Raw genomic sequence first — 24,500 nt, 5'->3', positions numbered from 1 at the left:
GTCATTACGTTTCCTCGGGTAGGCGCACCCGTCCGAAGAGCTGGAGACGCCATGCCCCAGACGACCACCACCGCCACCGAACCGGCCGGATCGCGGCCCGCGGAACCCGCGGCCACCCCGGGCACGCCCGGTGTCCTGTCCGCCCCGCGCACCGGACCCGGTTCCGCCGCGCCCGCGGCATCCGTACCGGCGCCCGCTCCGGACGCCGGACGGACCGCCGGCGCCAGCGACTTCGCACCGCTCCTGAAGACCGTCAGGGGCCAGGGACTCCTGGACCGCCGCACCGGCTGGTACGCCAGGGGCATCACCGTCAACGCGCTCGCCCTCGCCGCGGTCGCCGCCGGCATCGTGCTCCTCGGCGACACCTGGTGGACGCTGCTCCTCGCGGCCCCCCTGGCCGTCCTGTGGACCCGGACCGCCTTCGTCGGGCACGACGCCGGGCACGCCCAGATCACCGGGGACCGCAGGACCGGCCGGATCATCGGCCTCGTGCACGGAAACCTGCTGCTCGGCATGAACGAGGCGTGGTGGAACGACAAGCACGTCCGCCATCACGCCCACCCCAACCACGTCGACAAGGATCCCGACGTCGGCGTGGGGGCCCTGGTCTGGACCCAGCGGCAGGCGGCCCGGCGGGAGGGGTTCGCCCGTTGGCTCACCCGCCATCAGGCGCGCCTCTTCTTCCCGCTGCTGCTGCTGGAGGGCATAGCCCTGAAGGTCTCCGGCTTCCGGTTCCTGAGCCGTCAGCGCGGCACCGAACGCTTCCTCTCCGGGCTGCTGATGATCGCCCATCTCGCGCTCTGGGGCACGCTGTTCCTCGCCGCCATGTCCCCGCCGAAGGCCCTCGTCTTCGCGCTGCTGCTCCACGCGCTCTTCGGGCTGCACCTGGGTATGGCCTTCGCCCCCAACCACAAGGGCATGGAGATGCCCGACCCCGACGGTGACCGCTGGGGCCATCTGCAACGCCAGGTCCTCACCTCCCGCAACGTCCGCGGCGCCGTTCTCACGGACTGGTTCCTCGGCGGACTGAACTACCAGATCGAGCACCACCTGTTCCCGAGCATGCCCCGCCCGCACCTGCGCCTCGCCCAGCCGCTCGTCAAGGAGTACTGCCGCGGGATCGGGATGCCGTACACGGAGACCGGACTCGTCGAGTCCTACCGGCAGGGTCTGGCCCACATGCACGAGGTCGGCGCACCGTTGCGCTGAGCCGGCGGCGGGCCGGGAACCGTACGTACCGCACGGGCGTTCTCACTGGAGAGGCGGCCGACCGCCGCAGAGGAGGCACCATCATGTCGAACGGCGCGAAGATCGTCATCGGGGGAGTCGTCGTGGCGGCCGTCCTGATCCCGTTCATCGGGTTCTGGTGGGCCCTCGCGGTACTGATCGCGGTGCCCCTCGCCGGATACCTGCTGCTCGACCCTGGGCAGCGGCGCAGGATCCGGCGCATGCGCCGCAAGGAGATCCGAGGCTGAACAGCCCGGTCGCGGCGGTGCGCCGCACCCAGCGCGCACGGGGACTTCCCGCCGGGCCGCGCCGGGCACGCGAACGCGTGTGACATCGCGGAGCGCTGTCACGCGGGCCGGGCGGCCAGCTCGTCCAAGGCGGACAGGAGCGCGGAGAGCCGCGGTCCCTGCCGGACCTGCAGCACCTCGCGCGGCTCCTCGTCCAGCAGGACGAACGCCATGTCGCCGGTCCGGGCCACCAGGGACCACCCGGGTCCGTCTACCCGCAGGACACGGGCGTCCGCGGTGGCGAAGGAGGACCTGACGCGCCCCGGCGGCGGAGGGTTGTCGAGATAACTCCGTGCCTCCTCCATCACCTCGCGGACGCCGGGATGCCCCGGCGTAGGCGCGGCTCCGGGGTCCCCGGACGCGGCTCCCGTCTCCCCGGACGGAAGCGCCGCGGGGGAGACGGCGGAGTCGGCCTGCTCGCGCCACGCCACCCACTCGGTGGCGATCTGGTCCGCCCCCAGCCGTCGCTGCGCCGGACCCCACGCGCTCTCGTCAGGGGGCGTGAGAAGGAGCGCCCCGCCCTGCCCGTCCTCGACGGGGTCCGGGTCATGCGGCGCGGGAACCCCGGGCGCGGCGACCACGAGTTCCAGCGGCCAGCCGGGCAAGGCGCAGACGACCGTGCGGTCGTCGGGGGAGAGTTCCTGACGGATGCCGCAGTCCCAGGCGGCGATGGCCCCGGCGACGAGGGTGACGTCCTCGGTCACCACGGTCCAGCGGGCGCCCTCGCCGTCCTGGCCGAACACGAGGCCGTACCCCTGCGCGTACGGTTCGAGGCCGAGCGCGTGGCACGCGGCCGGATAGTCGTCGCCCAGCACGGTGGGGAAGCTCGCGGGGGTCAGCAGCAGCGCGGTCAGCACGTACAGCGCGTCGTCGGCGGCGACCATCTCGTCCGCACCGGCCACGGTGTCCTCCTCCTGCATCGACGCTCGTTCGTCGGCGCACCCTAACCACCCGGTAACCTCGCCGTCGAGACCTCGCGGGAAGCCGAGGTCGCGGACCGCGGAAGTCCTCCGGGAGAGGTCGACACCCCCGCCGTCGCCGTGTCCGCGCCGTAGAGTGGACGGCTCCGGGCACCGGCGGAGGGGGACGGCGTGAAGCGGTACGACCGGCTGAAGGAAATCCAGGGCCTCGATCCGGAACGCGACTTCCTCCGGATCTACCGCCTCTCTGTCACGCTCGAGTTCCCCTGGGACGTCACCCGTGCCCTCGAACTCGCCCTGTACCGCACCTATGCCGTCCCCGCCATCGGCCGGCTGCTGGCCCGCACGGCGGAGCTGACGGACCGTTCCCAGAAGCGCTACGACGACACGGCGCTCCTCCTCGACACCGTCGTGGAGCACGGCTTCGACTCCGACAGCGGCCGGACGGCGATCCGCCGGATCAACGCGATGCACCGCGCCTACGACATCGGCGACGACGACATGCGCTATGTGCTCTGCACCTTCGTCGTCGTCCCGAAGCGCTGGCTGGACGCGTACGGCTGGCGGCGGCTCTCCGCCCACGAACGCCAGGCGTACGCCGTCTACTACCGCACGCTCGGCGCGCACCTGGGCATCCCGGACCCGCCCCGCACCTACGAGGAGTTCGAGGAGACCCTCGACGCGTACGAGAGGGATCACTTCGGGTGGGACGAGGGCGCCAGGCAGGTCTCCGACGCCACTCTGGACCTGATGGCCTCCTGGTATCCGGCGCCGCTCGCGCCGCTGGTGCGCGGGGCGAGTCTCGCCCTTCTCGACGAGGCGCTGCTGGAAGCCTTCCGCTACCGGCGTCCGGGCGTCCTCGCGCGCGGCCTGACCAGGGGAGCGCTGCGGCTCCGGGCCCGGGCGGTCCGGCTGCTGCCGCCCCGGTCCGCACCGCACTACGCCCGCCAGAACCCCGAGATCAAGGGTTACCCGGACGGGTACGAGGTGGCCGCGCTCGGCACCTTCCCCACCCCGGGCGTACGCGGCTGCCCGGTGCCGCACCGGCGCACGTCGGAGGGTGGCGCCACCGGGTGATTCCAGGACGTCGCGCGGCCGGCGCAGCTCCGCCTCGCCGGTCGCCCGGACCGAGCCGCCCGTGCGGCGGATGCCGGTGACCGGCACCGCGGAGCGCGTCCACCTCCAGGGCCGGGGGGCGAGGAACTTCCGGGCCGCGCCGAGCCGATCGCCGGGGGCGTGCGGGTGGAAACCGTCCCCGGGGCGGGGCACCCCAGCATGGTGACCCGTCCCGACGCGTTCGCCGCCGTGTCGGGGCGAGCCCTCACGGCGTAGCCGGTCCGCCCCCGGTCGCCGGCGTACGACGGGCCAGGGCGAGGAACCGGTCGTCCTCGTCGGTGTACGCGTCCAGGCGCCACCCTGCACGGGCCAGCAGGGGGCCCAGGCGGGTCTCGGCACGCAGATCGTCCTCACTGAGTGCCCGGCCGTGCCGGGCGGCGAGGGCTGCCCGGCCGACCGGATGGAACAGGGCCAGCCGCCCGCCCGGGCGCACCACACGGGCGAGTTCGCGCAGGCCGGCCTGCGGCCGGGCGAGGTGGGAGACGAGCCCGGCGCCGAAGACGGCGTCCAGGACCGCGTCGCCGAGGGGGACCCGCTCGACATCGGCGAGCATCAGTGCGGCCCTCCGGTCCCGTCCGGCCCGCACCGCCTCGCGGAGCATCGCGGGCGTCAGATCGGCGCCCAGAACCCGGCCGGCCGGTCCGACCGCCTCGCGCAGGGCCGGCAGCGCACGCCCCGTACCGCAGCCCGCGTCGAGTACCGCGTCCCCCGGCCGGAGCCCGAGAAGGCCCACCGCCGAGGCGTATGCGGGTCCGTCGCCGGCGAAGCGCGCGTCCCAGCCGGCCGCCCGCTCGGTGAAGAAGTCCCGTACGCGTGTCCGCTCATCGCTCATGCAGACATGATCGTGGGTCACCGGCCGGATCGGGACGGTAGGAGGGGTGAGTCCACGCCCGGCCGGGAATGCTCTGCCGAAGTGCGGAAGCAGGTACGTGTTCCGCGGGACACCCCCGCTCGTGGCGGTTTCATGGCGACAATGTCCGGCTCTGTCACGCTCCTTCAGGCGACAGAATCAGCCACTCTCCGATCGGTTGAGCACGCCGATCCGTCATATTCCATGATCTTTCGAAGTATGCCCCCGGCGGGTACGGCCCGCCGGGCTACCGTCCCCGGTCTATGGGACACCTGGACCACGCCGCCTTCGGCTGGCTGACACCCGTGCTGTCGTACGCGATGGCATCCACCGGCGCGGCGCTCGGACTCCGATGCACCGTGCGCGCACTCCGCACCAGCGGCCGCTCGCGGCGCAACTGGCTGCTCACCGCGGCATCCGCCCTCGGTACCGGCATCTGGACCATGCACTTCGTCGCCATGCTCGGCTTCGGGGTCACCGGGACGGACATCCGCTACGACGTCGGGCCGACCCTGCTCAGCCTCGTCGTCGCCATGGTGGTCGTCGGGATCGGCGTCTTCGCCGTGGGGCACGGCCGCAACGGTGCCCGGGCCCTGCTGACCGGTGGGCTCACCACCGGCCTCGGCGTCGCGAGCATGCACTACCTCGGCATGGCGGCCCTCCGACTGCACGGCGAGGTGCACTACGACCCGGTCATGGTCACGGTCTCCGTGGTGATCGCCGTCGTCGCGGCGACGGCGGCCCTCTGGGCGGCCCTCCACATCCACACCCCCGGAGCCGTGGCGCTCGCCTCCCTCGTGATGGGCGCCGCGGTCAGCTCCATGCACTACACCGGGATGCTGGCGGTCGGCGTCGACGTCGCCCCGTCCGCCGCTCCCCTGCCCGGTGCCACGGCCATGCAGTTCATCTTCCCCCTGACCGTCGGGCTCGGCTCCTACCTCTTCCTCACCTCGGCGTTCGTCGCGCTCTCGCCCACGGCACGGGACGCCGGCTCCGGCACGTACGCGTCGGTCGCGGCCCAGCGGGCCCGGCACACCGACCGCCTCACCACGTCCGGCGACCCGTCGCCGTCGGCCGCCGCCCCCTGACCGGCCCGTCGTCCCCGCGCCGTTCCCCCCGCACACCCCCTGTCCAGCCCTTCCCGACCCGGAACGAAGAGGCCATGCGCCCACTCCGCACCACCCAGGCGCCCGGCGCCCAGGCCGACCGGCCCATACCCCCGGTGCGCGGCCGGCGCGCGCACGCGGGCCCTCCGGCCGACGAGCGGGTCGCGCCCGGCGTCCGTGCGCGGCAACCGCAGGACCCGCCGGGAGACCGGCGCACCTGGTCCCCGCGGCCCCGGACCGTACGCGCCAAGGTGCTCGCCCTGCTGATGGTGCCCGTCGTCTCCCTGCTCGCCCTGTGGGGTCTCGCGACCGTCACCACGGCCCAGGAAGTGGCGCGGCTGCGCCAGGCCGAGCACGTGGACGCGACGGTACGGACCCCGGTGCGGCAGGCCCTCGACGCGCTCCAGGCCGAGCGGAAGGCAGCCCTCGTCCAGTCGGCGGCACCGGGGGAGCACGCGGCCGCGGTCCTGGAGGACCGCGCCGCGCGCACCGACGCGGCGCTCGGCCGGCTGCGGATGGGTGACGACCACACGGTGGCGGACACCGGCGGTCTCCCCGCCGGTCTCGCCGCGCGCATGGACGTCCTCGTCTCCCGCACCGACGGTCTCGGCCCGCTGCGGAACCGTCTCCTCGCTTCCCGGGACGGCCGGGCGGACAGCGACACCGAGCGGGACGGCGCCTACCTCGCGTACACCGACGCCGTCGGCGCGGCCTTCGGGGTGCTCGGGGCGCTCACCGCGATCCAGAACACCGACGCCGGCCCCGAGGCCCGCGTGCTGCTGGAACTCGGCCGGGCGGACGAGATGCTGGCCCGCGAGGACGTCCTCCTCGCCGTGGCCGCCCGGACCGGCACCCTCGACGGGCGGGCACTGGTCCGGTTCACCGGAGCCGTCGAGGCACGGCGTTCCTTCACGGAGACCGCCGTCGCCGACCTGCCCGCCGGCGAACGGGACGCCTGGCAGGACCTCGCCGCCCACAGCTCCTACCGCGCCGTGGAAGACGCCGAGGACGCGGTGCTCGCCGCGCACCCCGGCCCTCCGGCCGCCCGTGCGGTGCCGGTCGGCGCCTGGGACCGGGCGGGCGGCCGGGTGCTCGCCCGGTTGCACGCCCTGGAAGCCGCCGCGGCGGCGGAGGTGGCGGGCCGCTCGGACCCGCTGACCGCCGGGCTGACGAGCGCCGAGGGCGCCGCGGTCCTCTTCGGCTTCGCGGCCGTGGTCGCCGCGCTCGTCATCTCCGTGCGCATCGGCAGCGGGCTCGTCACGGAACTGGTGAGTCTGCGCGACAGCGCCCTGGCCATCGCGCGCCGCGAACTGCCGCGTGCGATGGAACGGCTGCGTGCGGGGGAGAAGATCGACGTCTCGGCCGGGTCGCCGCCGCGCAGACCGTCCCAGGACGAGATCGGACAGGTCGGCGAGGCGCTCGACACCGTGCACCGCGCCGCCCTCAGCGCTGCGGCGGAGCGCGCCGAACTCGCCGGTGGCATCGCCGGAGTCTTCGTCAACCTCGCCCGCCGCAGCCAGGTCCTGGTCCACCGTCAGCTGACTCTCCTCGACGGCATGGAACGCCGTGCCGAGGACCCCGGCGAACTGGCCGACCTCTTCCGCCTCGACCACCTGACCACCCGGATGCGCCGGCACGCCGAAAGCCTGATCATCCTCTCCGGCGCCGCCCCCGGCCGCGCCTGGCGCAAGCCCGTACCGCTCACCCAGGTCGTCCGGGCGGCCGTCTCGGAGATCGAGGAGTACGCCCGCGTCGAGGTACGCAGGCTCGACGACGTCTCCGTGACGGGCTCCGCCGTCGCCGACCTCACCCACCTGCTCGCCGAACTCGTCGAGAACGCCGCTCAGTTCTCCCCGCCGCACACCACGGTGCGGATCAGCGGCGAACCCGTGGGCAACGGCTACGCGATCGAGATCGAGGACCGGGGCCTCGGCATGGGCGGCGAGCTCCTGACCCGGGCCAACAAGCGCATCGAGCAGTCCGAGGCGCTCGACCTCTTCGACAGCGACCGGCTCGGGCTCTTCGTGGTCAGCCGCCTCGCCTCCCGCCACCGGATCAAGGTGGGCCTGCGCACCTCCCCGTACGGCGGCACCACCGCCGTGGTCCTGCTGCCGACCGCGCTCCTCCACGAGGACCGGGCACCGAACGCGGAGCCGGCCGGCACGGCGCCGCCGGCCGCCGCCGAGGGGACGCCCCCGGAGCGGACGGTGCTCACCGGCCCCACGCACCGTACGGTCTTCCCGCCACCCGTCGCGGTTCCCGACCCCGATCCAGCCTCCGGGGCGGAGCCCGCCCCGGTCACCGCGCTGAGACGCCGACCGGGCGCCCCGGGCGGCGACAAGGCGCCCGAGCGCGGTCGTTCCCGGACCACGCTCCGGGCGACGCCGGCCGGCCCGGCCGAGCCGGCGTCCCCGATCGCCGGGGACGACCGGCTTCCCCGGCGCGTCCGGCAGGCGCACCTCGTGCCCCAGCTCCGCGACGGGCAGGCCCGGACGCCCAGTGCGCCGCGCGCCGGGGAGCCGGCCGAGCGCACACCCGAACAGGTCCGGGACCGCATGACCGCCTACCGCGACGGATGGCGGCGCGGCAGCGCGCCCGGCCCGGCAGCCGGCCCCCTCCGCACAGGAGATCCCGGATGACCACGGACGGAAGGACGACATTGAACCACCCCTCGGGCGAACTCGACTGGCTGCTGGACGATCTGGTGGGGAGGGCCGCGGAGGTACGGCACGCCGTCGTCCTCTCCGGCGACGGCCTGGCGGTCGGCGCCTCCAGCGTGCTCAGTCGCGAGGACGCCGAACACCTGGCGGCCGTCGCGTCCGGCTTCCACAGCCTGGCCAAGGGCGCGGGCCGGCACTTCGGCGCGGGTGGGGTGCGCCAGACGATGGTGGAGATGGACGACGGCTTCCTCTTCGTCGTCGCGGCCGGCGACGGCTCCTGCCTGGCGGTGCTGAGCACCGCCGCGGCGGACATCGGCCTGGTCGCCTACGAGATGGCACGCCTCGTCAAACGGGTCGGCGAGCATCTGCGCACGCCGGCGCGGCTCTCCCATCCACCCGCCGCGGGCTGAGGGGAGAGAGACGGTGAGCAGGTCCGACGACCCCGCCGACGGGGCACACCCCGGGTTCCACGATCCCTACCGCGACCGGGAGAGGGGCACCGGCGCCGACGCCCTGCGCGGAAGCCAGTGGTACGACGCGGACGCGGGGCCGCTGGTGCGCCCCTACGCCGTCACCGGAGGACGTACCGAACCGGGACCGAACGGAGTGCGGTTCGACCTCATCGCCCTGGTCGTGGCCGACGGCGTGCCGGAGGGTGACGCCGAGACGCTGCTCGGACCGGAACACCGGGCGCTCCTCGCCCTGTGCCGGGACGAGACGCAGTCGGTCGCCGAACTCGCCGCCGACGCCGACCTTCCGGTCGGGGTGGTGCGGGTGCTCCTCGGCGACCTGCTGGAGGGCGGCCACGTCTCGGTGCGCCGCCCCGTCCCGCCGGCCCGACTGCCCGACGAACGCATCCTGTGTGAGGTCATCGACGGACTGCGGGCACTCTGACGGCTACGGCGAACCACGGGAGGGCCACCGGCGCACGGCCCCGTGGCGGCCCCCTCCGCACGCCGGCGGTCACCGCCGCGGGGCCCGGTCCCGGCCGCATGCGGGTCCCGGACCGGTGGGCGGCTAGCCGCGCGCCCGGCGGAGCTGCGTGAGCTCGTCGTTCATCGCTTCGAGGAAGCGGGCGACCGTGCGCAGCTCCGCCTCGTCGAACTGCCGCCGTGCCGCCTGCGTACTCATCGCCAGAGGGCGGAAGAAATCCCGGGCCACCGCCATCGCCGCCGCCGCGTAGTGCAGGTGCACCACCCTGCGGTCGCCGCCGTCCCGGACGCGCCGGATGTGACCGGCCCGCTCGAGCCGGTCCAGACAGGCCGTCACCGCGCCGGAGGTCAGGTTCAGCTGCTCCCGCAGCCGTCCTGGCGTCATGGCGGCGCCCGAGTCGCCCTGGTCCGCGTCGAGGATCGCGATGAGCGCCTGCACATCCGTCGGATGGAGCTCCTGGGCGTGCGCGAACTCGTGCGCAATCCGGTTGAACTCGCTGTTCATCCGCCGCAGCAGCACGGCGAAGCTCTGGAGTCCGGCCACGTCCTCTTCCGTACCTCCACCCGGGCCACCCTCTGTGCTGCGCATGTGTCCAGGGTAATATCTCTCGATGATTGAGATAGTCGATCGTTGAGAGACATGCTGCGCCGCGTGTCGTACCGCCATGCGCGGCGCGATCCGGGGAACCTGTCCTGCCGCGCGGCACCGTCGTCTCACGAACCCGTTCCGTAGCAGTACCCCACCTCACCCCAACCCCACCTCGCCACTCCGTCCGTCCTACGAACGCCTCGACCTTGGGGAACCCATGACGTCCGCATCACGGCACCGCACCCTCCGATGGCTGGTGCCCGCAGTACTCGTCCTCGTCTGGCTCGGCATCGGGGGAGTGTTCGGCCCCTACGCCGGGAAACTCGGCGAGGTCTCCACCAACGACCAGGCCGCGTTCCTGCCGCGCAGCGCCGAGTCGACCGAGGTCTCCGAGGAGCAGAAGGCTTTCCAGAAGAACGGCACCGTGCCCGCCATCGTCGTCTGGACCGGTGACGACGGGGCGCTCCCGGACGGCGCTCGCACCGCCGCGACCCGTGCGCTCGCCTCGCTCCGGGGCACCCCCGGCGTCGAGGGGACCCCCACCCCCGCGCTCCCCTCCGAGGACGGCCGGGCACTGGAAGGGGTCGTCCAACTGGAGTCCGGTCTCGGCGACGCCCTGCCGGACACGCTCGACCGCGTACGCGACGCCGCCCGGTCGGTGCCGGGCACCACGGTGGGCATCGCGGGTCCGGCGGCTTCCCAGGCGGACCTCAAGGACGCCTTCGGCGGCATCGACGGCCTGCTCCTCGGAGTCGCCCTCATCGCCGTCCTCGTCATCCTCCTGCTGGTCTACCGCAGCCTGCTCCTCCCCTTCCTGATCATCATCAGCGCCGTCTTCGCCCTGGGCCTCGCCTGCGCGATCGTGTACGTCCTCGCCGACCACGACATCGTCCGCGTCGACGGCCAGGTGCAGGGCATCCTCTCGATCCTCGTCATCGGGGCGTCCACCGACTACGCGCTGCTGCTCACCGCCCGTTTCCGGGAGGAGCTGACCCGGGGCGGCGACCGTACGGCGGCCGCCCTCGCCGCCCTCCGGCGTTCGGCCGGCGCCATCACCGCGAGCGCGGCGACCGTGGCGCTCGGCCTCCTCGCCCTGCTGCTGAGCGACCTGACGAACAACCGGGCGCTGGGACCGGTCGGCGCCATCGGCATCGTCTGCGCCGTCCTGTCCACCCTGACGTTCCTGCCGGCGGTCCTGGTCCTGACCGGCCGTGCCGCCTACTGGCCGGCCAAACCCCGCTCCACGGACGCCGCCACCGGCGGACACGGCATCTGGCGGCGGGTCGCCGCCTTCGTGGACCGCGCCCCCCGCAAGGTCTGGGCCGGCACCCTGGTCGTGCTGGTGGCGTGCGCGGTCTTCGCACCCACCCTGAAGTCCCAGGGCGTACCGCTCGACGAGACCTTCGTCAACGATGCGCCGTCCGTGTCCGCCCAGGCCACACTCAGCGAGCACTTCCCCGGCGGAGCCGGAAACCCTGCCGTGATCATCGCCCGGGCCGACCGCACCGACCAGGTCGTCGCCGCCGCCCGGAAGACCGAGGGGATCGCCGCCGTCACCCCCGTCACCGAGTCCGGCCGCCCCGGCGACGGAGAGCCGCTCGTCGTCGACGGGAGGGTGCGCATCGACGCCACCCTGCGGGCCGAGGCCGACAGCGACGCCGCCAAGTCGGCCGTGGAACGGCTGCGCGAGTCCGTCCACGCGGTCCCCGGCGCCCAGGCCGTCGTCGGCGGCTACTCCGCCCAGCAGCTCGACACCCGCACCACCGCCGAAGAGGACCGCGGGCTCATCGTGCCGGTGGTGCTCGCGATCATCCTGGTCATCCTGATGGCGCTGCTCCGCTCCGTCCTGCTGCCGGTGCTGCTGGTCGCCACCGTCGGCCTCAGCTACCTCGCGACCCTCGGCGTCTCCGCGCTGGTCTTCCAGCACGCCTTCGGATTCAGCGGCACGGACGCCTCCGTCCCGCTCTACGGATTCGTCTTCCTCGTCGCCCTCGGCGTCGACTACAACATCTTCCTGATGTCCCGGGTACGGGAGGAGTCCCTGCTGCACGGCACCCGCCAGGGAGTGCTGCGCGGCCTGATCACCACCGGCGGAGTGATCACCTCGGCGGGTGTGGTGCTGGCCGCCACCTTCGCGGCGCTCCTCGTCATCCCGCTGGCGTTCCTGGTGCAGATCGCCTTCATCGTCGCCTTCGGCGTCCTGCTCGACACGCTGGTGGTGCGGTCGCTGCTGGTGCCCGCGCTGGTGCTGGACATCGGCCCGGCGTCCTGGTGGCCGAACCGCCGCCTGACGCACCGGCACGACCGGGAGACGGAGGGGCGGGACGCGCACGACTGAGACCTTCCCCCGGTCGCTGGTACGGACCACAGGGGCCGCAAAGGAGCGCCCTCCCCGCCCCCATGTGCTCGATTGATGGCGCGATACGCACATCCCCCGCCCACCTTCCGGCCGCAGCGATCAATTTGCGATTGCCCCCTCGGCCGGCCGGCGGAGTTGCCATGCTGGCCTGGACCTGACCGGCACCCGGTGCCGGGAAACTCGACCGAGCCCGCAGGGGTGCGCCCGTACACGGGGCGCACCCCGGGGCTCATGGGTGGGAGAAGTGATCGATGGCCTCCGAGCACGCAGGCGGTGCGGTCCGTGGAGACGGTGACGGGGCGGAGGCGGACGGGGAGGTCGCTGAGGGGGACGACAGCGGCGGGAACAACGAGAACGGCGAGAACGGCGAGAACACAGCCCTCGCGCTGAAGATCCTGGTCGCCGGCGGGTTCGGGGTCGGCAAGACCACCATGGTCGGAGCGGTCAGCGAGATCCGGCCCCTGCGCACGGAGGAACTGCTCAGCGAGGCCGGCCAGAGCGTCGACGACACCGAGGGCGTGGAGCGCAAGACCACGACCACGGTGGCCATGGACTTCGGCCGGATCACCATCCGTCCCGGGCTCTCCCTCTACCTGTTCGGAACGCCGGGGCAGGACCGGTTCTGGTTCCTCTGGGACGAACTCTCCCAAGGGGCGCTCGGGGCGGTCGTCCTCGCCGATACCCGGCGCCTGGAGGACTGCTTCCCCGCCGTCGACTACTTCGAGCACCGGCGCATCCCGTTCGTCGTCGCGGTCAACTGCTTCTCCGGGGCCCGCTCCTACCGAGAGGAGGACGTCTCGCGCGCACTCGACCTCGACCCCGGGACGCCGGTCGTCCTGTGCGACGCGCGGGACCGCGCTTCCGGCAAGGAGGTCCTGATCCGGATGGTCGAGTACGCCGGACGGATGCACACCGCCCGGCTGCTCGACTCCGTGGGGTGAGGAGGGCCCCGGCCGGGGCCCGGTCCCCTCAGCCGGCGATCTCTGCCGTCCCGACCACCTTCTCGATCCGTACGCGTACGACCAGTTCGCCCGGGACCGCGTTGCGGCGGCCGTACTCCGCGGCCGCGTCCTGCCCCATGTAGCGGGCCGCGATCCGCGTCGCCCAGGTCAGCAGTTCCCCGGGGTCCTCGCTCACGTCGGCCCGCCCCTGGACGACGGCGAACGAGAACGGCGGCCGGTCGTCGTCGACGCACAGGGCCACCCGGCCGTCCCGCACGAGGTTGCGTCCCTTCACCGTGTCCCTGCCGGTGTTGAAGACGAGGTCCGGTCCGTCGAGCAGGAACCAGACGGGCGCGACGTGCGGGCTCCCGTCGGCCCGGACGGTGGCCAGCTTGCCGGTGCGGGTCCCCGCCGAGAGGAACGCCCGCCACTCTTCCTCGGTCATGTGGTGTGCCATGGGCCCATCCTGCGCCGCCGGAGCGCGAGTGGCGCGAAGCGACGCCCCGGGAGCCGAGGGCCGCTTGCCCGGGAGGGAGGTGTGCGCGAGGCTTACGCGCGAAGAGGGGCACGGGGAAGTGGCGACGGGGAGGGCACGCATGGCGTTGGACCGGGGACTCGACTGGCTTCTCGACGATCTCACCAACAGGGTGGAGCACATACTGCACGCTCTGGTGCTCTCGAACGACGGTCTGGTGACCGGAGCCAGCACGGGACTCGCCCGCGAGGACGCGGAGCACCTGGCGGCCGTCTCCTCCGGGCTGCACAGCCTGGCACGCGGCTCCGGGAGACATTTCAAAGCGGGCAGGGCCCGGCAGACGATGGTGGAGTTCGACGAGGCGCTGCTCTTCGTGACCGCCGCCGGGGACGGGAGCTGTCTCTCCGTGCTCACCGCGGCGGAAGCCGATGTCGGGCACGTGGCGTACGAGATGACGCTCCTGGTCAACCGGGTCGGCGAGCATCTCGGCGTGTCGGTCCGGCAGGAGGAGACGTACCCCTTCTGAAGCCGCCGGCGCGCCCGACCGGCGCGGGGACCGAGCGCGGGCGACAGGCCGGACGCCTCGTGCGACGCCTGCTGCGGGACCGGAAGCAGCCCGGGGGCGGAGGCGATCACCCTCCGTCGGTGCTCTGCGCACGGAGAGCGGCCCACGGGCCGACCACCGAGCGCTTCGAGCCAATTTCCGGCCGCCCCGAAGGGGTCGATGCCCCGACATGTCGCCCCGTCCGTGACACGCAGAGAGGCCTCAGACCGCGGCCGGCCGGGCGGCGGGTCCCAGCTCGCACCACACGGCCTTCCCCTCGCCCCGGGGCTCGATCCCCCACCGCAGGGAGACGGCGTCCATCAACAGCAGTCCGCGGCCCGAGGTGGAGGTCTCTCCCGGAGTGCGCCTGCGCGGCCACGCGCTGGAGCGGTCCTGCACCGACAGGCGTATCCGGAGCACGGGTTCGGGTAGCACCTCGACCGTGAGCACCGCCCCTCCCTCCGTGTGCAGGAGCACATTGACCAGGAGTTCGCCGGTGACGAGTTCGGCGTCGTCGGCGAAGTCCGCCATGTCCCAGTCGGCCAGCGCCTGCCGCACGATCGAACGGGCGTCCGAGAGGCCCTGGGGATCGGCCTGGTGGATGTACTGGTGCAGCCGGGGCGCGCGGGGAGAACCCACGTCAGGACTGCGCCGCAGCACCAGCAGCGCGACGTCGTCGTCCGAACCCCAGCGCTCCCACAGCCGATGGGAGAGATGGTCGGCGAGCGCCTCGGCCTCCGGCGGCCCCGCCCGTACCTCCTGCGTCAGTACCTCCACCCCCTTGTCGATGTCGGCGCCCGGCTCCTCCACCAGTCCGTCGGTGAACAGCACGAACGTCTCGCCCGGCACCAGGTCGAGACGCGTCTCCGGGAACTCCTCGTTCCCGAAGTACGTCGAGATCCCCAGCGGGAGCCCGCCGCGGACCTGCGGAGCACCGACCCGCCCGTCGGTGTGCCGGATGAGCGGCCCGAAGTGACCCGCGCGCGCCACGCGCAGGGCACCCGACCCCAGATCGACCTGCGCGTAGGTGCAGGTGGCGAAACGGTCCGTGTCCAGTTCGGCCAGGAAGCGCGAGGCACGGGCCAGCACCGTCCCCGGCGGGTGCCCCTCGGCGGCGTAGGCCCGCAACGCGATCCTGAGCTGCCCCATGATCGCCGCGGCGTGGGTGTCGTGACCCTGCACGTCTCCCACCACCAGGCCGTACCGCCCGTTGGGCAGGGCGATCATGTCGTACCAGTCGCCGCCGACCTGCCGCCCGTCGCGCGCCGCGTGGTAGCGCACCGCGATCTCGCCGCCCTCGACTTCCTGGATCCGCCGCGGCAGCATCGCCGACTGCAATCCGGTCGCGAACTCGCGCTCCTCGTCGAAGAGGGTCGCTCGCTGCAGACTCTGCGCGACGATGGCCGCGAGACCCAGACAGAGGATCCGCTCGTCCGCGTCGAACGCCATCCGCCGCGTGTAGAACATCGCCAGCCCGCCCAGCGACCGCGCCTGGGCGACGAGCGGCAGGTAGGCGGCGGAGGAGAACCCCAGCTGCTCCTCGTGGGCCTTCAGCGCCGGATAACGCCGGACCAGGTCGGCGGGGGAGGTGATGAACCGGGGCCGCCCGCTGAGGATGGTGTCGACCAGCGGCAGCTTGCGGTCGAGGCCACCGGACCCCAGCCCGTCGAACGCCTCCAGCGTCCGTCCGCTCACCGCGACGACGTTCAGCGACGCGTTCTCCATCAGCCCGAGCGTCACCCCCTCGCACCCCAGCCGCGCCGTGCCGCCGGGCCCGGCCAGCGCCGCCGTCACGTCGTCCACGGACACCGCCCGCGACATGGCGCTGGTCGTCCGCTCGACGATGCTCGTCTGACGCTCCCGGCTCTTCTCCAGATCCAGTACGAACGCCGAGTGCGCGACCTCGGCCGTCGCGTCCCGCACCACGCCGACGATCCGGTGCACCGTACCGTCCGGATGCCGCAGGATCCGGGCCTGGGCATGCGTCCACTGCCTCTCACCGTCGGGCATCGGCACCTGGAAGTGCACGCTGTACGAATGGGCGCCGCTGGAGACGGCCTCGTCGACGGCCAGGTTCAGCCGCTCCCGCTCCTCGGGGTCGAGCAGCTCGACGAGGGACCCCGGACAGCTCGCGTCGAACGTCCCCGGGTCCACGCCGAACACCGCGAGTCCGGCGGCGTCCACGTTCATGGTCCGGGTCTCCAGGTCCCAGTCGAAGCTGCCGGTCCGGTTCATCGCCAGCCGCTGGATCGTGCCGATCCCGCCGTGGCGCCCCGGGCGGGACGGACGCGACGGCTTGGACGCTCCGTCCGCTGACTCTGCGTACTCACTCATCGCTGCTCCGTAGGTCGTCCGGCGGCGGGCCCGACGGGCTGCGTGGCAAGACCCTGGTCGTCCAATTGTCGAGCCGGTCCGGTGGGTGTGCCACAGAAGGCGGCCGACGCCCCCGGGAGCGGGGCCGCCCCCGCGCGCGGGCGGAGGCACACGGGGTCGCAGAATGACGGGCACCGATCGTCCGCACCCGCGGCACCACCGCGGAACACGTACCGGAGCGCACCCATGAACGACGACACCCCCGTCCTCGTGCACACCGAGGGCCACGTCCGCCACCTCACCCTCAACAGGCCCCGGGTGCTGAACGCCCTGGACCACGCGTCGGTGCGGGCTCTCGGCGCGGCGCTCGTGGCCGCGGAGCGCGACGACGCGGTCACCGCGGTGATCGTCTCGGGCGCCGGACCGCGCGGTCTCTGCGCGGGCGGCGACATCCGCGCCCTGCACGACGACGCCCGGGCCGGCGGCACCGCGTCCCTGGACTTCTGGCGCGACGAATACCGGCTCAACGCCAGGATCCACCGGTTCCCGAAGCCGTACGTCGCCTACATGGACGGCATCGTGATGGGAGGCGGCGTCGGCATCTCGGCCCACGGGAGCGTACGCATCGTGACGGAACGCTCACGCGTCGCCATGCCCGAGACCGCCATCGGCTTCGTGCCCGACGTCGGCGGCACCCACCTGCTCGCCCGGGCCCCCGGCGAGCTCGGCACCCACCTCGCGCTCACCGGCCGGTCGATCGGCGCGGCCGACGCGCTGCTGTGCGGCCTCGCCGACCACCGGGTCCACTCCGAGGACCTCCCGGCCCTCACCGCCGCGCTCGCCGGGTGCGCGACCCCCGCCGATGTGGCGCGCACCGTCCGGAGCCACGCCACCGACGCGGGGGCAGGGGAGCTCGACGGAGCGCGCGAGTGGATCGACGCCTGCTACAGCGCTGACAGCGTGGAGGAGATCGTGGACCGCCTGCAGGACCACGGCGCCCCGGCGGCGAAGGAGACGGCACAGAACCTCCTGACCCTGTCACCGACCGCGCTGGCGGTCACCCTGGAGGCCGTGCGCCGCGCCCGGGCATCACGGAGCCTGGAGGAGGCGCTCGACCAGGACTACCGCGTCTCCACCCGCGCCTTCGCGCACCCCGACTTCGTCGAGGGCGTGCGCGCCAGGATCGTGGACAAGGACCACGCTCCCCGCTGGTCACCGGCGCGTCCCGGGGAGGTGCGCGGGACCGACGTGGCCCGGTACTTCGCGCCCCTCGGCGCAGGGGAGCTCGGGCTGGCCGCCACCGGACCCGACGCCTGACGCCGGGCGCCGCCGGCCGCGGCGGCGCCCGGCGAGGCTCACCGGCTGCTCGCGGAGAGGCGTGGCCGCAGTGCCCGTACGAGAGCGAAGAGCCGCTCCTCGTTGCCGCGGAGGTCCGCGTCGCCCAGCGCCCGGTCCGCCTCCTCCATGGGCGCGGTGAGCAGTGGCAGGTGCAACGGCGCGTCCCCCGGCTCCGTCAGCGCCGCCCGAGTGGCCTCCAGCAGCCTGACGTAGGCCTGGGCCGCGGCGAGCTCGTCCTTCTCCATCTCAGCTTCTCCCGGTCAGATGTGTCGGTCCCTCAGCATCTCCCACGGGTCCGACAACGGCGGCGACCCGGCGTCACGGCCACCCGCACCGGTCACCGTCCGGTCACCCGCCGGAGACCGGACGGCGGCTCCACCTCGAGGAACCTGCGACGCCGCGGGCCCCGGTAGAGCAGGACCGTCCACCCCAGCCCGCGCAGGACGTCCGCACACCGGGTGAGTTCTCCCTCCTCGTCGTGGGACGCACCGCTGCCGGGCGGGCCCACCCACTCCACCCGCACCGTGCCCGGGCCGGCGCCCGCTCCGACCCGGTACCCCGCCGACGCCCGCTTCCCCGAGGGGTGCACCGCGGACGGCCTCACACCGGCCGCCTCCAGCGCCAGTGCCACCGCCCGCACCGGCCGCACCAGTTCCCAGGCCGCGGGCGACGACCCGGGGTCGAGGTGTTCCGTGTTGGTCAGGCGCCGGATCTGCAGCAGACCCTCGTGAGCGGTGGCCACCGCCGCGGCCCGGGCGTGCGCGGCGGACTCCGCCAGGGGCGGCCCGTCCCCGGTCGCCGGTTCGAACCCCGATTCCGCAGCGGCGGTCATCCCTCACCCCGTTCGCACGTCCCCGTTCCCGTACGACCAGTGTGCCGTGCGGCGCTGACAGTGTGCCGGCGCGGGGATCGGGCGGCCGACGGGGCGGGAACCGATGCGCAGCGGCCGGCCTCAAATCCCGGTGACACGCCGACAGACGCGCGGCTAGCCTGCGTGCGCCATCACCCACGATGAGGATCACCTAGGAAACCGACCATGGCCCAGCCCGTCCGACCGCCCGTCTCCGCTCCCGGCCGCGCGCCGCACGCCTTGCGCGCCGACTGTGCCGCCTGCTTCGGACTCTGCTGCGTCGCCCTCACCCTCGTCGCGTCCGCGGACTTCGCGGCCGACAAGGAAGCGGGCGAGCCGTGCTCGCACCTCCGGGAGGACTTCCGCTGCGGAATCCACCGGCGCCTGCGACCCGCCGGATTCCCCGGATGCACCGTGTACGACTGCTTCGGTGCGGGCCAGAGGGTCTCGCAGGGCGTGTACGCGGGGCAGGACTGGCGCTCCCGTCCCGAATCCGCCGACGAGATGTTCCGGGTCTTCCGGGTGATGCGGCAACTCCACGAGATACTGGCCCATCTGACGGAGGCCCTGACCCTCCCCGCCGCCGGGCCGGTGCACGAGGAACTGCGCCTGGCCCTGGAGGCCACCGACCGCCTCACCGTGCGACCCGCCGCGGAACTCGCCGCCTACGACGTGGAGGCGCACCGGGAGACGGTCGCACCCCTGCTGCGCCGTGCCGGCGCTCTCGTCCGCGCCACCGTGCCCGCGCGTCCCGGGGCCGGTCGCCGGCGCCGAGACCTCTTCGGAGCCCGGCTCCGGGGTGCGGACCTGCGGGGCGCGGAACTCCGGGGCGCCTGCCTGGTCGCGGCCGACCTCACCGGCGCGGACCTGCGGCTGGCGGACGTGATCGGCGCGGACTTCCGCGACACCCGCCTCGCACGCGCCGACCTGACGACCACGCTCTTTTTGACCCAGGTCCAGCTCAACGCGGCTCAGGGGGACGGGGCGACGAGGATCCCCCCGTCGCTCACCCGCCCCGCCCACTGGGCCCCATGAGACCGGGCCGTAACGGCGCCAGGGGCCTCGCGTCACCCGCGACCGCGCGGGCACGGCTCAGCCCCGGAACTCCGGGGCGCGCTCGGGAGAGGCGGCGGCCAGGGCCTTGAGGATGGTCTCGCGATCGCCCCTGTTCCCGTACACCGGTGTGCCGGGCTGCTGGCGCCACGATTCGTCCAGGCCGCCGGCGTCCACCGTGTCGAAGCCCAGCTCGTCGATGAGATCCCGTACGACCCTCTTCGCCTCCGCGTCGTCCCCCGCGACAGGGAGCGCCTGCCGGCCGGGCGTGCCCTGCGGACGGCCCCGGTCCAGGATGTCCTGGGCGTAGGTGCCGTTGAACGCCTTGACCACCGGGTGGCCGATCCGGCTCTCCGTCCAGCGGCTCTCCGGAAGTCCGTCCTCGATCTCCGCGATCCGGCCGTCCCGCTGCGGGTAGTAGTTGCCGGTGTCGATGACCACGGCGCCGTCGGCCGCGTGGTCCAGAAAGCCGGACGGCAGGTCCGGGACGGACTTCAGTGGCACGGTGACCACGACGATCCGCGCGTCGCGTGCCGCCTCCGAGGCCGTTGCCGCGGTGGCACCGGTCTCCGCGACGAGCGCGTCGAGGGTCTCGGGGCCGCGCGAGTTGGCGACGGTCACCCGGTGGCCGAGTGCGGTCAGGCGACGGGTCAGATTGCCGCCGATATTGCCCGCACCGATGATGCCGATCTGCATGTGATCTGTCCTTCTCATGTCGCGCCACGAAGGCGAACGGTCGCGTGCACAGCCCCAACTCGCGGATTCCGCACGCTATTCCCGCTGACGAATCGATACTGCAGCCGAAGCGGAGATGAGGCGGGGCCGGCAGGGGCATGGGAAAGGAACGAGGACGGACGCGCCGGACCTCACCGAAAGGTGGTCCCCATGCTGCACGGCATCGATATCAGTTCCTATCAGGAGACGTTCGACACGGCCGGAGTGGACTTCGTCTTCATCAAGTCGACGGAAGGGAGTTCGTACGTCAATCCGCACCTCGCCGGGCAGGTGGAGCGCGCGCGGGACGCCGGTTGTGTGGTCGGCTTCTACCACTTCCTCTGGCCCGGCGAAGCGGCGGAACAAGTCCGCTTCTTCCTCGCCGAAACCCCGGAGGAACCGGGAGACCTGCTCGCCGTCGACTGGGAGACGACCGGGGACGGAAGCAGGGCCGGAAACACCGACAAGGACCGGTTCCTCCACGAGTTGAAACGGCTCCGCCCCGATCACCGGGCGCTGCTCTACTGCGGCCGCTCCTTCTGGCGCGAGCACGACACGACCTCCTACGCGGGCGACGGCCTCTGGATCGCGGACTACGTCGCGCCGGGCGAGCCGCGCATCGAGGCCCCGTGGCGGATCCACCAGTACACCGACCATCCGGTGGACAAGAACGTGGCCGCCTTCGCCTCGGCCGCCGAGATGCGCGCATGGGCCGGGGGATGAGTCCCCGGGCCGCGCGTCCCCGTCCGCAGCACGCGGCAGCGCCGCACCCCACCACCGCACCGCGCCGTCCCGCCACCGCCCTCCGGATCCCACGGGGGTGACTTAGGATGATCTGAGGCATATGTCCGATCCGGTGCGGCGAGGGCCGTTGACGCCTCCGGCCCACCGCGTGAACGGAGGAGGGCCCATGAAAGCCGCCGTGGTCCGCAGTTTCACCGAACCCCTGGTCGTGGAGGAGAGGCCCGTCCCGGACCCCGCACCCCCTCAGGTGCTGGTGCGGATGGAGACCTCCGGACTCTGCCACACCGACATCCACGCCGCCCGCGGGGACTGGCCCGTGAAACCGGCGCCCCCCTTCGTACCCGGCCACGAGGGCATCGGCGTGGTCGAAGCGGTCGGTGGCCAGGTGGACCACCTCGCGGTGGGCGACAGGGTGGCGATCCCCTGGCTCGGCGAGGCGTGCGGGCATTGCGACCACTGCGTGTCGGGCTGGGAGACCCTCTGCCTGGAACAGCGGAACAGCGGCTACTCCGTCGACGGCAGCCACACGGAGTACGCCCTGGCCCACGGAACCTACGTGGTTCCCGTGCCGGAGGGGATCGACCCGCTCGACGCCGCCCCACTGACGTGCGCGGGCGTGACCACGTACAAGGCGGTGAAGCTCTCCGGCGCCCGGCCGGGCTCCCGGGTCCTGGTCTCCGGGATCGGCGGCCTCGGCCACCTGGCCCTCCAGTACGCCCGGATCTTCGGTGCGGAGACCATCGCGGTCGACGTCACCGACGAGAAGCTGGCACTCGCCCGGGACCTCGGCGCGGACCACGTCATCGACGCCCGTACCCAGGACGTCACCGAGGAGGCCCACCGGCTGGGCGGCGCCGACGCGGCCATCTCCCTCGCCGTCAGCAACGAGTCCTTCTCCTCCGCGTACGGAGCGCTCCGCCGGGGCGGGACCCTGGTCCTCGTCGCGCTGCCCGCCGAGGGGACCCTCGCACTCCCCGTGTTCGACACCGTCCTGAACGGCATCACCGTCCTCGGCTCGATCGTCGGTACGCGCGAGGATCTGGCGGAGGTCTTCCGGCTGCACCGCCTCGGCCGCACACGCGTCGTCCGGGAGACCCGGAGCCTCGCCGACATCAACGACTCGATCGCTGAAGTGCTCGCCGGCACCGTCTCCGGCCGCCTCGTCTTCGACCTCCGCTGACCGTTCGTCGCGGGCGGAGCGCCCCCTCGTTGGGCCGTTCGAGTGTCCTTGGTGTCCGGTGACGCTCCACCCGGGAGGATGTCCCACGTGGCCGATCCGCCCCGGGCCATTCTGGTCGGCGAGTCCGGAACGGGCCGTCGATCAAAGGAGCGTCGCAGTGACGACGAGCAGTACCTCAGAACCGGTGGAGTCGGACGACTCGTACGAGGACGAACTGCCGGTACGGCGCAAGCAGCCGGGGAACGTCGTCATCAAGTGGCTGACCACCACCGACCACAAGACGATCGGATCCCTCTACCTCATCACGTCCTTCGCCTTCTTCTGCGTCGGCGGCGTGCTGGCCCTGATCATGCGCGCCGAGCTGGCCCGTCCGGGCATCCAGATCGTCTCGAACGAGCAGTACAACCAGATGTTCACGATGCACGGCACGATCATGCTGCTGATGTTCGCGACGCCGCTGTTCGCCGGCTTCACCAACTGGATCATGCCGCTGCAGATCGGCGCGCCCGACGTGGCGTTCCCGCGGCTGAACATGTTCGCCTACTGGCTGTACCTCTTCGGTTCGCTCATCGCGGTCAGTGGCTTCCTCACCCCCAACGGGGCCGCCGACTTCGGCTGGTTCGCCTACTCACCGCTTTCGAACGCGGAACACTCGCCGGGCGTGGGCGGAGATCTGTGGGTCATGGGTCTGGCCTTCTCCGGTTTCGGCACGATCCTCGGCGCCGTCAACTTCATCACCACGATCATCTGCATGCGCGCGCCCGGCATGACGATGTTCCGGATGCCGATCTTCGTCTGGACCGTCCTGCTGACGGGCGTCCTGGTCCTGCTGGCCTTCCCGGTCCTGGCCGCGTCCCTCTTCGCACTGGAGGCGGACCGAAAATTCGGGGCTCACGTGTTCGACGCCGCCAACGGCGGCTCGCTCCTCTGGCAGCACCTCTTCTGGTTCTTCGGGCACCCGGAGGTGTACATCATCGCGCTGCCGTTCTTCGGCATCATCAGCGAGGTCATCCCCGTCTTCAGCCGCAAGCCGATCTTCGGCTACGTCGGCCTGATCGCGGCCACCATCGCCATCGCGGGCCTCTCGGTGACGGTGTGGGCGCACCACATGTACGTGACGGGCGGCGTGCTCCTGCCGTTCTTCTCCTTCATGACGTTCCTCATCGCGGTACCGACCGGGGTGAAGTTCTTCAACTGGATCGGCACGATGTGGAAGGGCTCGCTCTCGTTCGAGACGCCGATGCTCTGGGCGTTCGGGTTCCTGGTCACCTTCCTCTTCGGTGGTCTGACCGGTGTCCTGCTGGCCTCGCCGCCGCTGGACTTCCACGTCTCGGACTCGTACTTCGTCGTCGCGCACTTCCACTACGTCGTCTTCGGCACCGTGGTGTTCGCGATGTTCGCCGGATTCCACTTCTGGTGGCCGAAGTTCACCGGCAAGATGCTGGACGAGCGGCTCGGCAAGATCACCTTCTGGACGCTGTTCGTGGGCTTCCACGGCACGTTCCTGGTGCAGCACTGGCTCGGTGCCGAGGGCATGCCGCGTCGTTACGCGGACTACCTCGCGGCCGACGGCTTCACCGCGCTGAACACGATCTCGACGATCTCCTCGTTCCTGCTCGGCCTGTCGATCCTGCCGTTCTTCTACAACGTGTGGAAGACCGCCAAGTACGGCAAGAAGATCGAGGTCGACGACCCGTGGGGCTACGGCCGTTCGCTCGAGTGGGCGACGTCCTGCCCGCCCCCGCGCCACAACTTCGTGGCGCTGCCGAAGATCCGTTCCGAATCGCCGGCGTTCGACCTGCACCACCCGGATCTCCGCGCGCTCGACGACGCGGCCAACGTCCCGGCCGCGTCCGTGACCGTCGCCCCCGGGGACAAGCAGTAGAAGACGGTGACCGGCCCGCGAGACCCGATGCCGCCACGAGAAGAGGAACGCGTGAAACCCGATCCGGACTGCGCCCGGGGCATCGCCCGCATGGAGGGCTACCTCCTGTGGAACGCCGAGGTCCAGGAGGCACGCCGCCACGCGGGGCGCTTCACCGACCAGCTCCCCTGGCTGACCACCGCCCAACGCGAGGACGTGGAACGCGTCTACGTCACCGACCGGGTGGCGGTCTGCCGGGATTCGTTCAGCCGCGTCGCCGGGCGCGCCGTGGAGCTGCGAGCCGAGTACACCGCGCGCTACGAACAGCTCAGGAACCGCTGCGTCGCCCTCTCGGTGGCCGTCACGGGCGCCGTCACGGGGGTCTGCACCGCGCTGACCCTGCTCACACGCTGATCCACGACCGACCACCGCGGGAGC

The 24,500-nt window shown here is 72.6% G+C and carries 23 protein-coding genes and 1 pseudogene; 16 read left to right on the top strand and 8 right to left on the bottom strand.

What is annotated here, in order from left to right:
* Positions 1-51 precede the first annotated feature (51 nt).
* Positions 52-1,209 (top strand): acyl-CoA desaturase, encoded by a 1,158-nt coding sequence (locus PZB77_RS00615; RefSeq protein WP_275490528.1) that lies wholly within the window; start codon positions 52-54, stop codon positions 1,207-1,209.
* Positions 1,210-1,292: 83 nt separating this feature from the next.
* The gene (locus tag PZB77_RS00610) at positions 1,293-1,475 is read left to right on the top strand and encodes a hypothetical protein (RefSeq protein WP_275490527.1); all 183 of its coding nucleotides are present in this window, start codon (positions 1,293-1,295) and stop codon (positions 1,473-1,475) included.
* Between the two features lie 98 nt (positions 1,476-1,573).
* On the opposite strand, the gene PZB77_RS00605 is transcribed toward PZB77_RS00610, so the two are convergent.
* Positions 1,574-2,416: a hypothetical protein gene (locus PZB77_RS00605; RefSeq protein ID WP_275495860.1), complete on the bottom strand. Its 843-nt coding sequence runs from the start codon at positions 2,414-2,416 to the stop codon at positions 1,574-1,576.
* 189 nt (positions 2,417-2,605) lie between these two features.
* Between PZB77_RS00605 and PZB77_RS00600 the strand changes: the two genes are divergently transcribed.
* On the top strand, positions 2,606-3,511 hold the full coding sequence (locus PZB77_RS00600) for an oxygenase MpaB family protein (protein WP_275490526.1): 906 nt from the start codon (positions 2,606-2,608) through the stop codon (positions 3,509-3,511).
* A gap of 244 nt (positions 3,512-3,755) precedes the next feature.
* Here the strand turns inward: PZB77_RS00600 and PZB77_RS00595 are convergent, their stop codons facing one another.
* Entirely contained in the window at positions 3,756-4,382 is a 627-nt protein-coding gene (locus PZB77_RS00595; RefSeq protein WP_275490525.1) for a methyltransferase domain-containing protein, read from the bottom strand.
* Between the two features lie 281 nt (positions 4,383-4,663).
* Between PZB77_RS00595 and PZB77_RS00590 the strand changes: the two genes are divergently transcribed.
* From PZB77_RS00590 to PZB77_RS00575, 4 genes are all read left to right on the top strand, one after another.
* The gene (locus PZB77_RS00590) at positions 4,664-5,488 is read left to right on the top strand and encodes an MHYT domain-containing protein (RefSeq protein ID WP_275490524.1); all 825 of its coding nucleotides are present in this window, start codon (positions 4,664-4,666) and stop codon (positions 5,486-5,488) included.
* 74 nt (positions 5,489-5,562) lie between these two features.
* Positions 5,563-8,145: an ATP-binding protein gene (locus PZB77_RS00585; RefSeq protein WP_275490523.1), complete on the top strand. Its 2,583-nt coding sequence runs from the start codon at positions 5,563-5,565 to the stop codon at positions 8,143-8,145.
* Positions 8,142-8,576, top strand: a complete 435-nt coding sequence (locus tag PZB77_RS00580) for a roadblock/LC7 domain-containing protein (protein ID WP_275490522.1) — start codon at positions 8,142-8,144, stop codon at positions 8,574-8,576. Before PZB77_RS00585 ends, PZB77_RS00580 begins: the two co-directional genes overlap by 4 nt.
* Before the next feature lie 103 nt (positions 8,577-8,679).
* Positions 8,680-9,060 (top strand): DUF742 domain-containing protein, encoded by a 381-nt coding sequence (locus PZB77_RS00575; RefSeq protein WP_275495859.1) that lies wholly within the window; start codon positions 8,680-8,682, stop codon positions 9,058-9,060.
* Between the two features lie 123 nt (positions 9,061-9,183).
* Here the strand turns inward: PZB77_RS00575 and PZB77_RS00570 are convergent, their stop codons facing one another.
* The gene (locus tag PZB77_RS00570) at positions 9,184-9,687 is read right to left on the bottom strand and encodes a MarR family transcriptional regulator (RefSeq protein ID WP_275490521.1); all 504 of its coding nucleotides are present in this window, start codon (positions 9,685-9,687) and stop codon (positions 9,184-9,186) included.
* Positions 9,688-9,904: 217 nt separating this feature from the next.
* Here PZB77_RS00570 and PZB77_RS00565 point away from each other — a divergent pair, with 217 nt between their 5' ends.
* Both PZB77_RS00565 and PZB77_RS00560 read left to right on the top strand, forming a co-directional pair.
* Positions 9,905-12,025 carry an MMPL family transporter gene (locus tag PZB77_RS00565; protein WP_275490520.1) on the top strand — a complete coding sequence of 707 codons (2,121 nt, stop codon included), beginning with the start codon at positions 9,905-9,907 and terminating at the stop codon, positions 12,023-12,025.
* Positions 12,026-12,297: 272 nt separating this feature from the next.
* Positions 12,298-12,987 (top strand): ATP/GTP-binding protein, encoded by a 690-nt coding sequence (locus PZB77_RS00560; RefSeq protein ID WP_275490519.1) that lies wholly within the window; start codon positions 12,298-12,300, stop codon positions 12,985-12,987.
* A 28-nt stretch (positions 12,988-13,015) separates the two neighbouring features.
* Here PZB77_RS00560 and PZB77_RS00555 read toward each other — a convergent pair whose 3' ends face one another.
* A complete protein-coding gene (locus PZB77_RS00555) occupies positions 13,016-13,444 on the bottom strand; it encodes a PPOX class F420-dependent oxidoreductase (RefSeq protein WP_275490518.1) in 429 nt (142 codons plus the stop codon).
* A gap of 139 nt (positions 13,445-13,583) precedes the next feature.
* Between PZB77_RS00555 and PZB77_RS00550 the strand changes: the two genes are divergently transcribed.
* Positions 13,584-13,988, top strand: coding sequence for a roadblock/LC7 domain-containing protein (locus tag PZB77_RS00550; RefSeq protein ID WP_275490517.1), 405 nt, complete (start codon positions 13,584-13,586; stop codon positions 13,986-13,988).
* A 240-nt stretch (positions 13,989-14,228) separates the two neighbouring features.
* On the opposite strand, the gene PZB77_RS00545 is transcribed toward PZB77_RS00550, so the two are convergent.
* Positions 14,229-16,340: a SpoIIE family protein phosphatase gene (locus PZB77_RS00545; protein ID WP_275490516.1), complete on the bottom strand. Its 2,112-nt coding sequence runs from the start codon at positions 16,338-16,340 to the stop codon at positions 14,229-14,231.
* Positions 16,341-16,565: 225 nt separating this feature from the next.
* On the opposite strand from PZB77_RS00545, the gene PZB77_RS00540 reads away from it, so the two are divergent.
* Entirely contained in the window at positions 16,566-17,636 is a 1,071-nt protein-coding gene (locus tag PZB77_RS00540; RefSeq protein ID WP_275490515.1) for an enoyl-CoA hydratase/isomerase family protein, read from the top strand.
* A gap of 38 nt (positions 17,637-17,674) precedes the next feature.
* On the opposite strand, the gene PZB77_RS00535 is transcribed toward PZB77_RS00540, so the two are convergent.
* Positions 17,675-17,902, bottom strand: coding sequence for a hypothetical protein (locus tag PZB77_RS00535; protein ID WP_275490514.1), 228 nt, complete (start codon positions 17,900-17,902; stop codon positions 17,675-17,677).
* Between the two features lie 92 nt (positions 17,903-17,994).
* A complete protein-coding gene (locus tag PZB77_RS00530; RefSeq protein WP_275490513.1) occupies positions 17,995-18,489 on the bottom strand; it encodes a hypothetical protein in 495 nt (164 codons plus the stop codon).
* 204 nt (positions 18,490-18,693) lie between these two features.
* Between PZB77_RS00530 and PZB77_RS00525 the strand changes: the two genes are divergently transcribed.
* Positions 18,694-19,542: a pentapeptide repeat-containing protein gene (locus PZB77_RS00525; protein WP_275490512.1), complete on the top strand. Its 849-nt coding sequence runs from the start codon at positions 18,694-18,696 to the stop codon at positions 19,540-19,542.
* Positions 19,543-19,599: 57 nt separating this feature from the next.
* Here PZB77_RS00525 and PZB77_RS00520 read toward each other — a convergent pair.
* Positions 19,600-20,280, bottom strand: a pseudogene (locus tag PZB77_RS00520) (NAD(P)-binding domain-containing protein); the annotation flags it as partial.
* Positions 20,281-20,445: 165 nt separating this feature from the next.
* On the opposite strand from PZB77_RS00520, the gene PZB77_RS00515 reads away from it, so the two are divergent.
* From PZB77_RS00515 to PZB77_RS00500, 4 genes are all read left to right on the top strand, one after another.
* Positions 20,446-20,997, top strand: a complete 552-nt coding sequence (locus tag PZB77_RS00515; protein WP_275490511.1) for a glycoside hydrolase family 25 protein — start codon at positions 20,446-20,448, stop codon at positions 20,995-20,997.
* A gap of 187 nt (positions 20,998-21,184) precedes the next feature.
* On the top strand, positions 21,185-22,198 hold the full coding sequence (adhP, locus tag PZB77_RS00510; RefSeq protein ID WP_275490510.1) for an alcohol dehydrogenase AdhP: 1,014 nt from the start codon (positions 21,185-21,187) through the stop codon (positions 22,196-22,198).
* Positions 22,199-22,355: 157 nt separating this feature from the next.
* Complete coding sequence (gene ctaD, locus PZB77_RS00505; protein WP_275490509.1) at positions 22,356-24,083, top strand: cytochrome c oxidase subunit I; 1,728 nt, start codon at positions 22,356-22,358, stop codon at positions 24,081-24,083.
* Between the two features lie 51 nt (positions 24,084-24,134).
* The gene (locus PZB77_RS00500; RefSeq protein ID WP_275490508.1) at positions 24,135-24,476 is read left to right on the top strand and encodes a hypothetical protein; all 342 of its coding nucleotides are present in this window, start codon (positions 24,135-24,137) and stop codon (positions 24,474-24,476) included.
* Positions 24,477-24,500 lie beyond the last annotated feature (24 nt).

Source organism: Streptomyces sp. AM 2-1-1 (assembly GCF_029167645.1).
Classification (GTDB): Bacteria; Actinomycetota; Actinomycetes; order Streptomycetales; family Streptomycetaceae; genus Streptomyces.
Note: the sequence above shows the minus strand (reverse complement) of the source record. Positions and strands in the feature narration are given on the sequence as shown.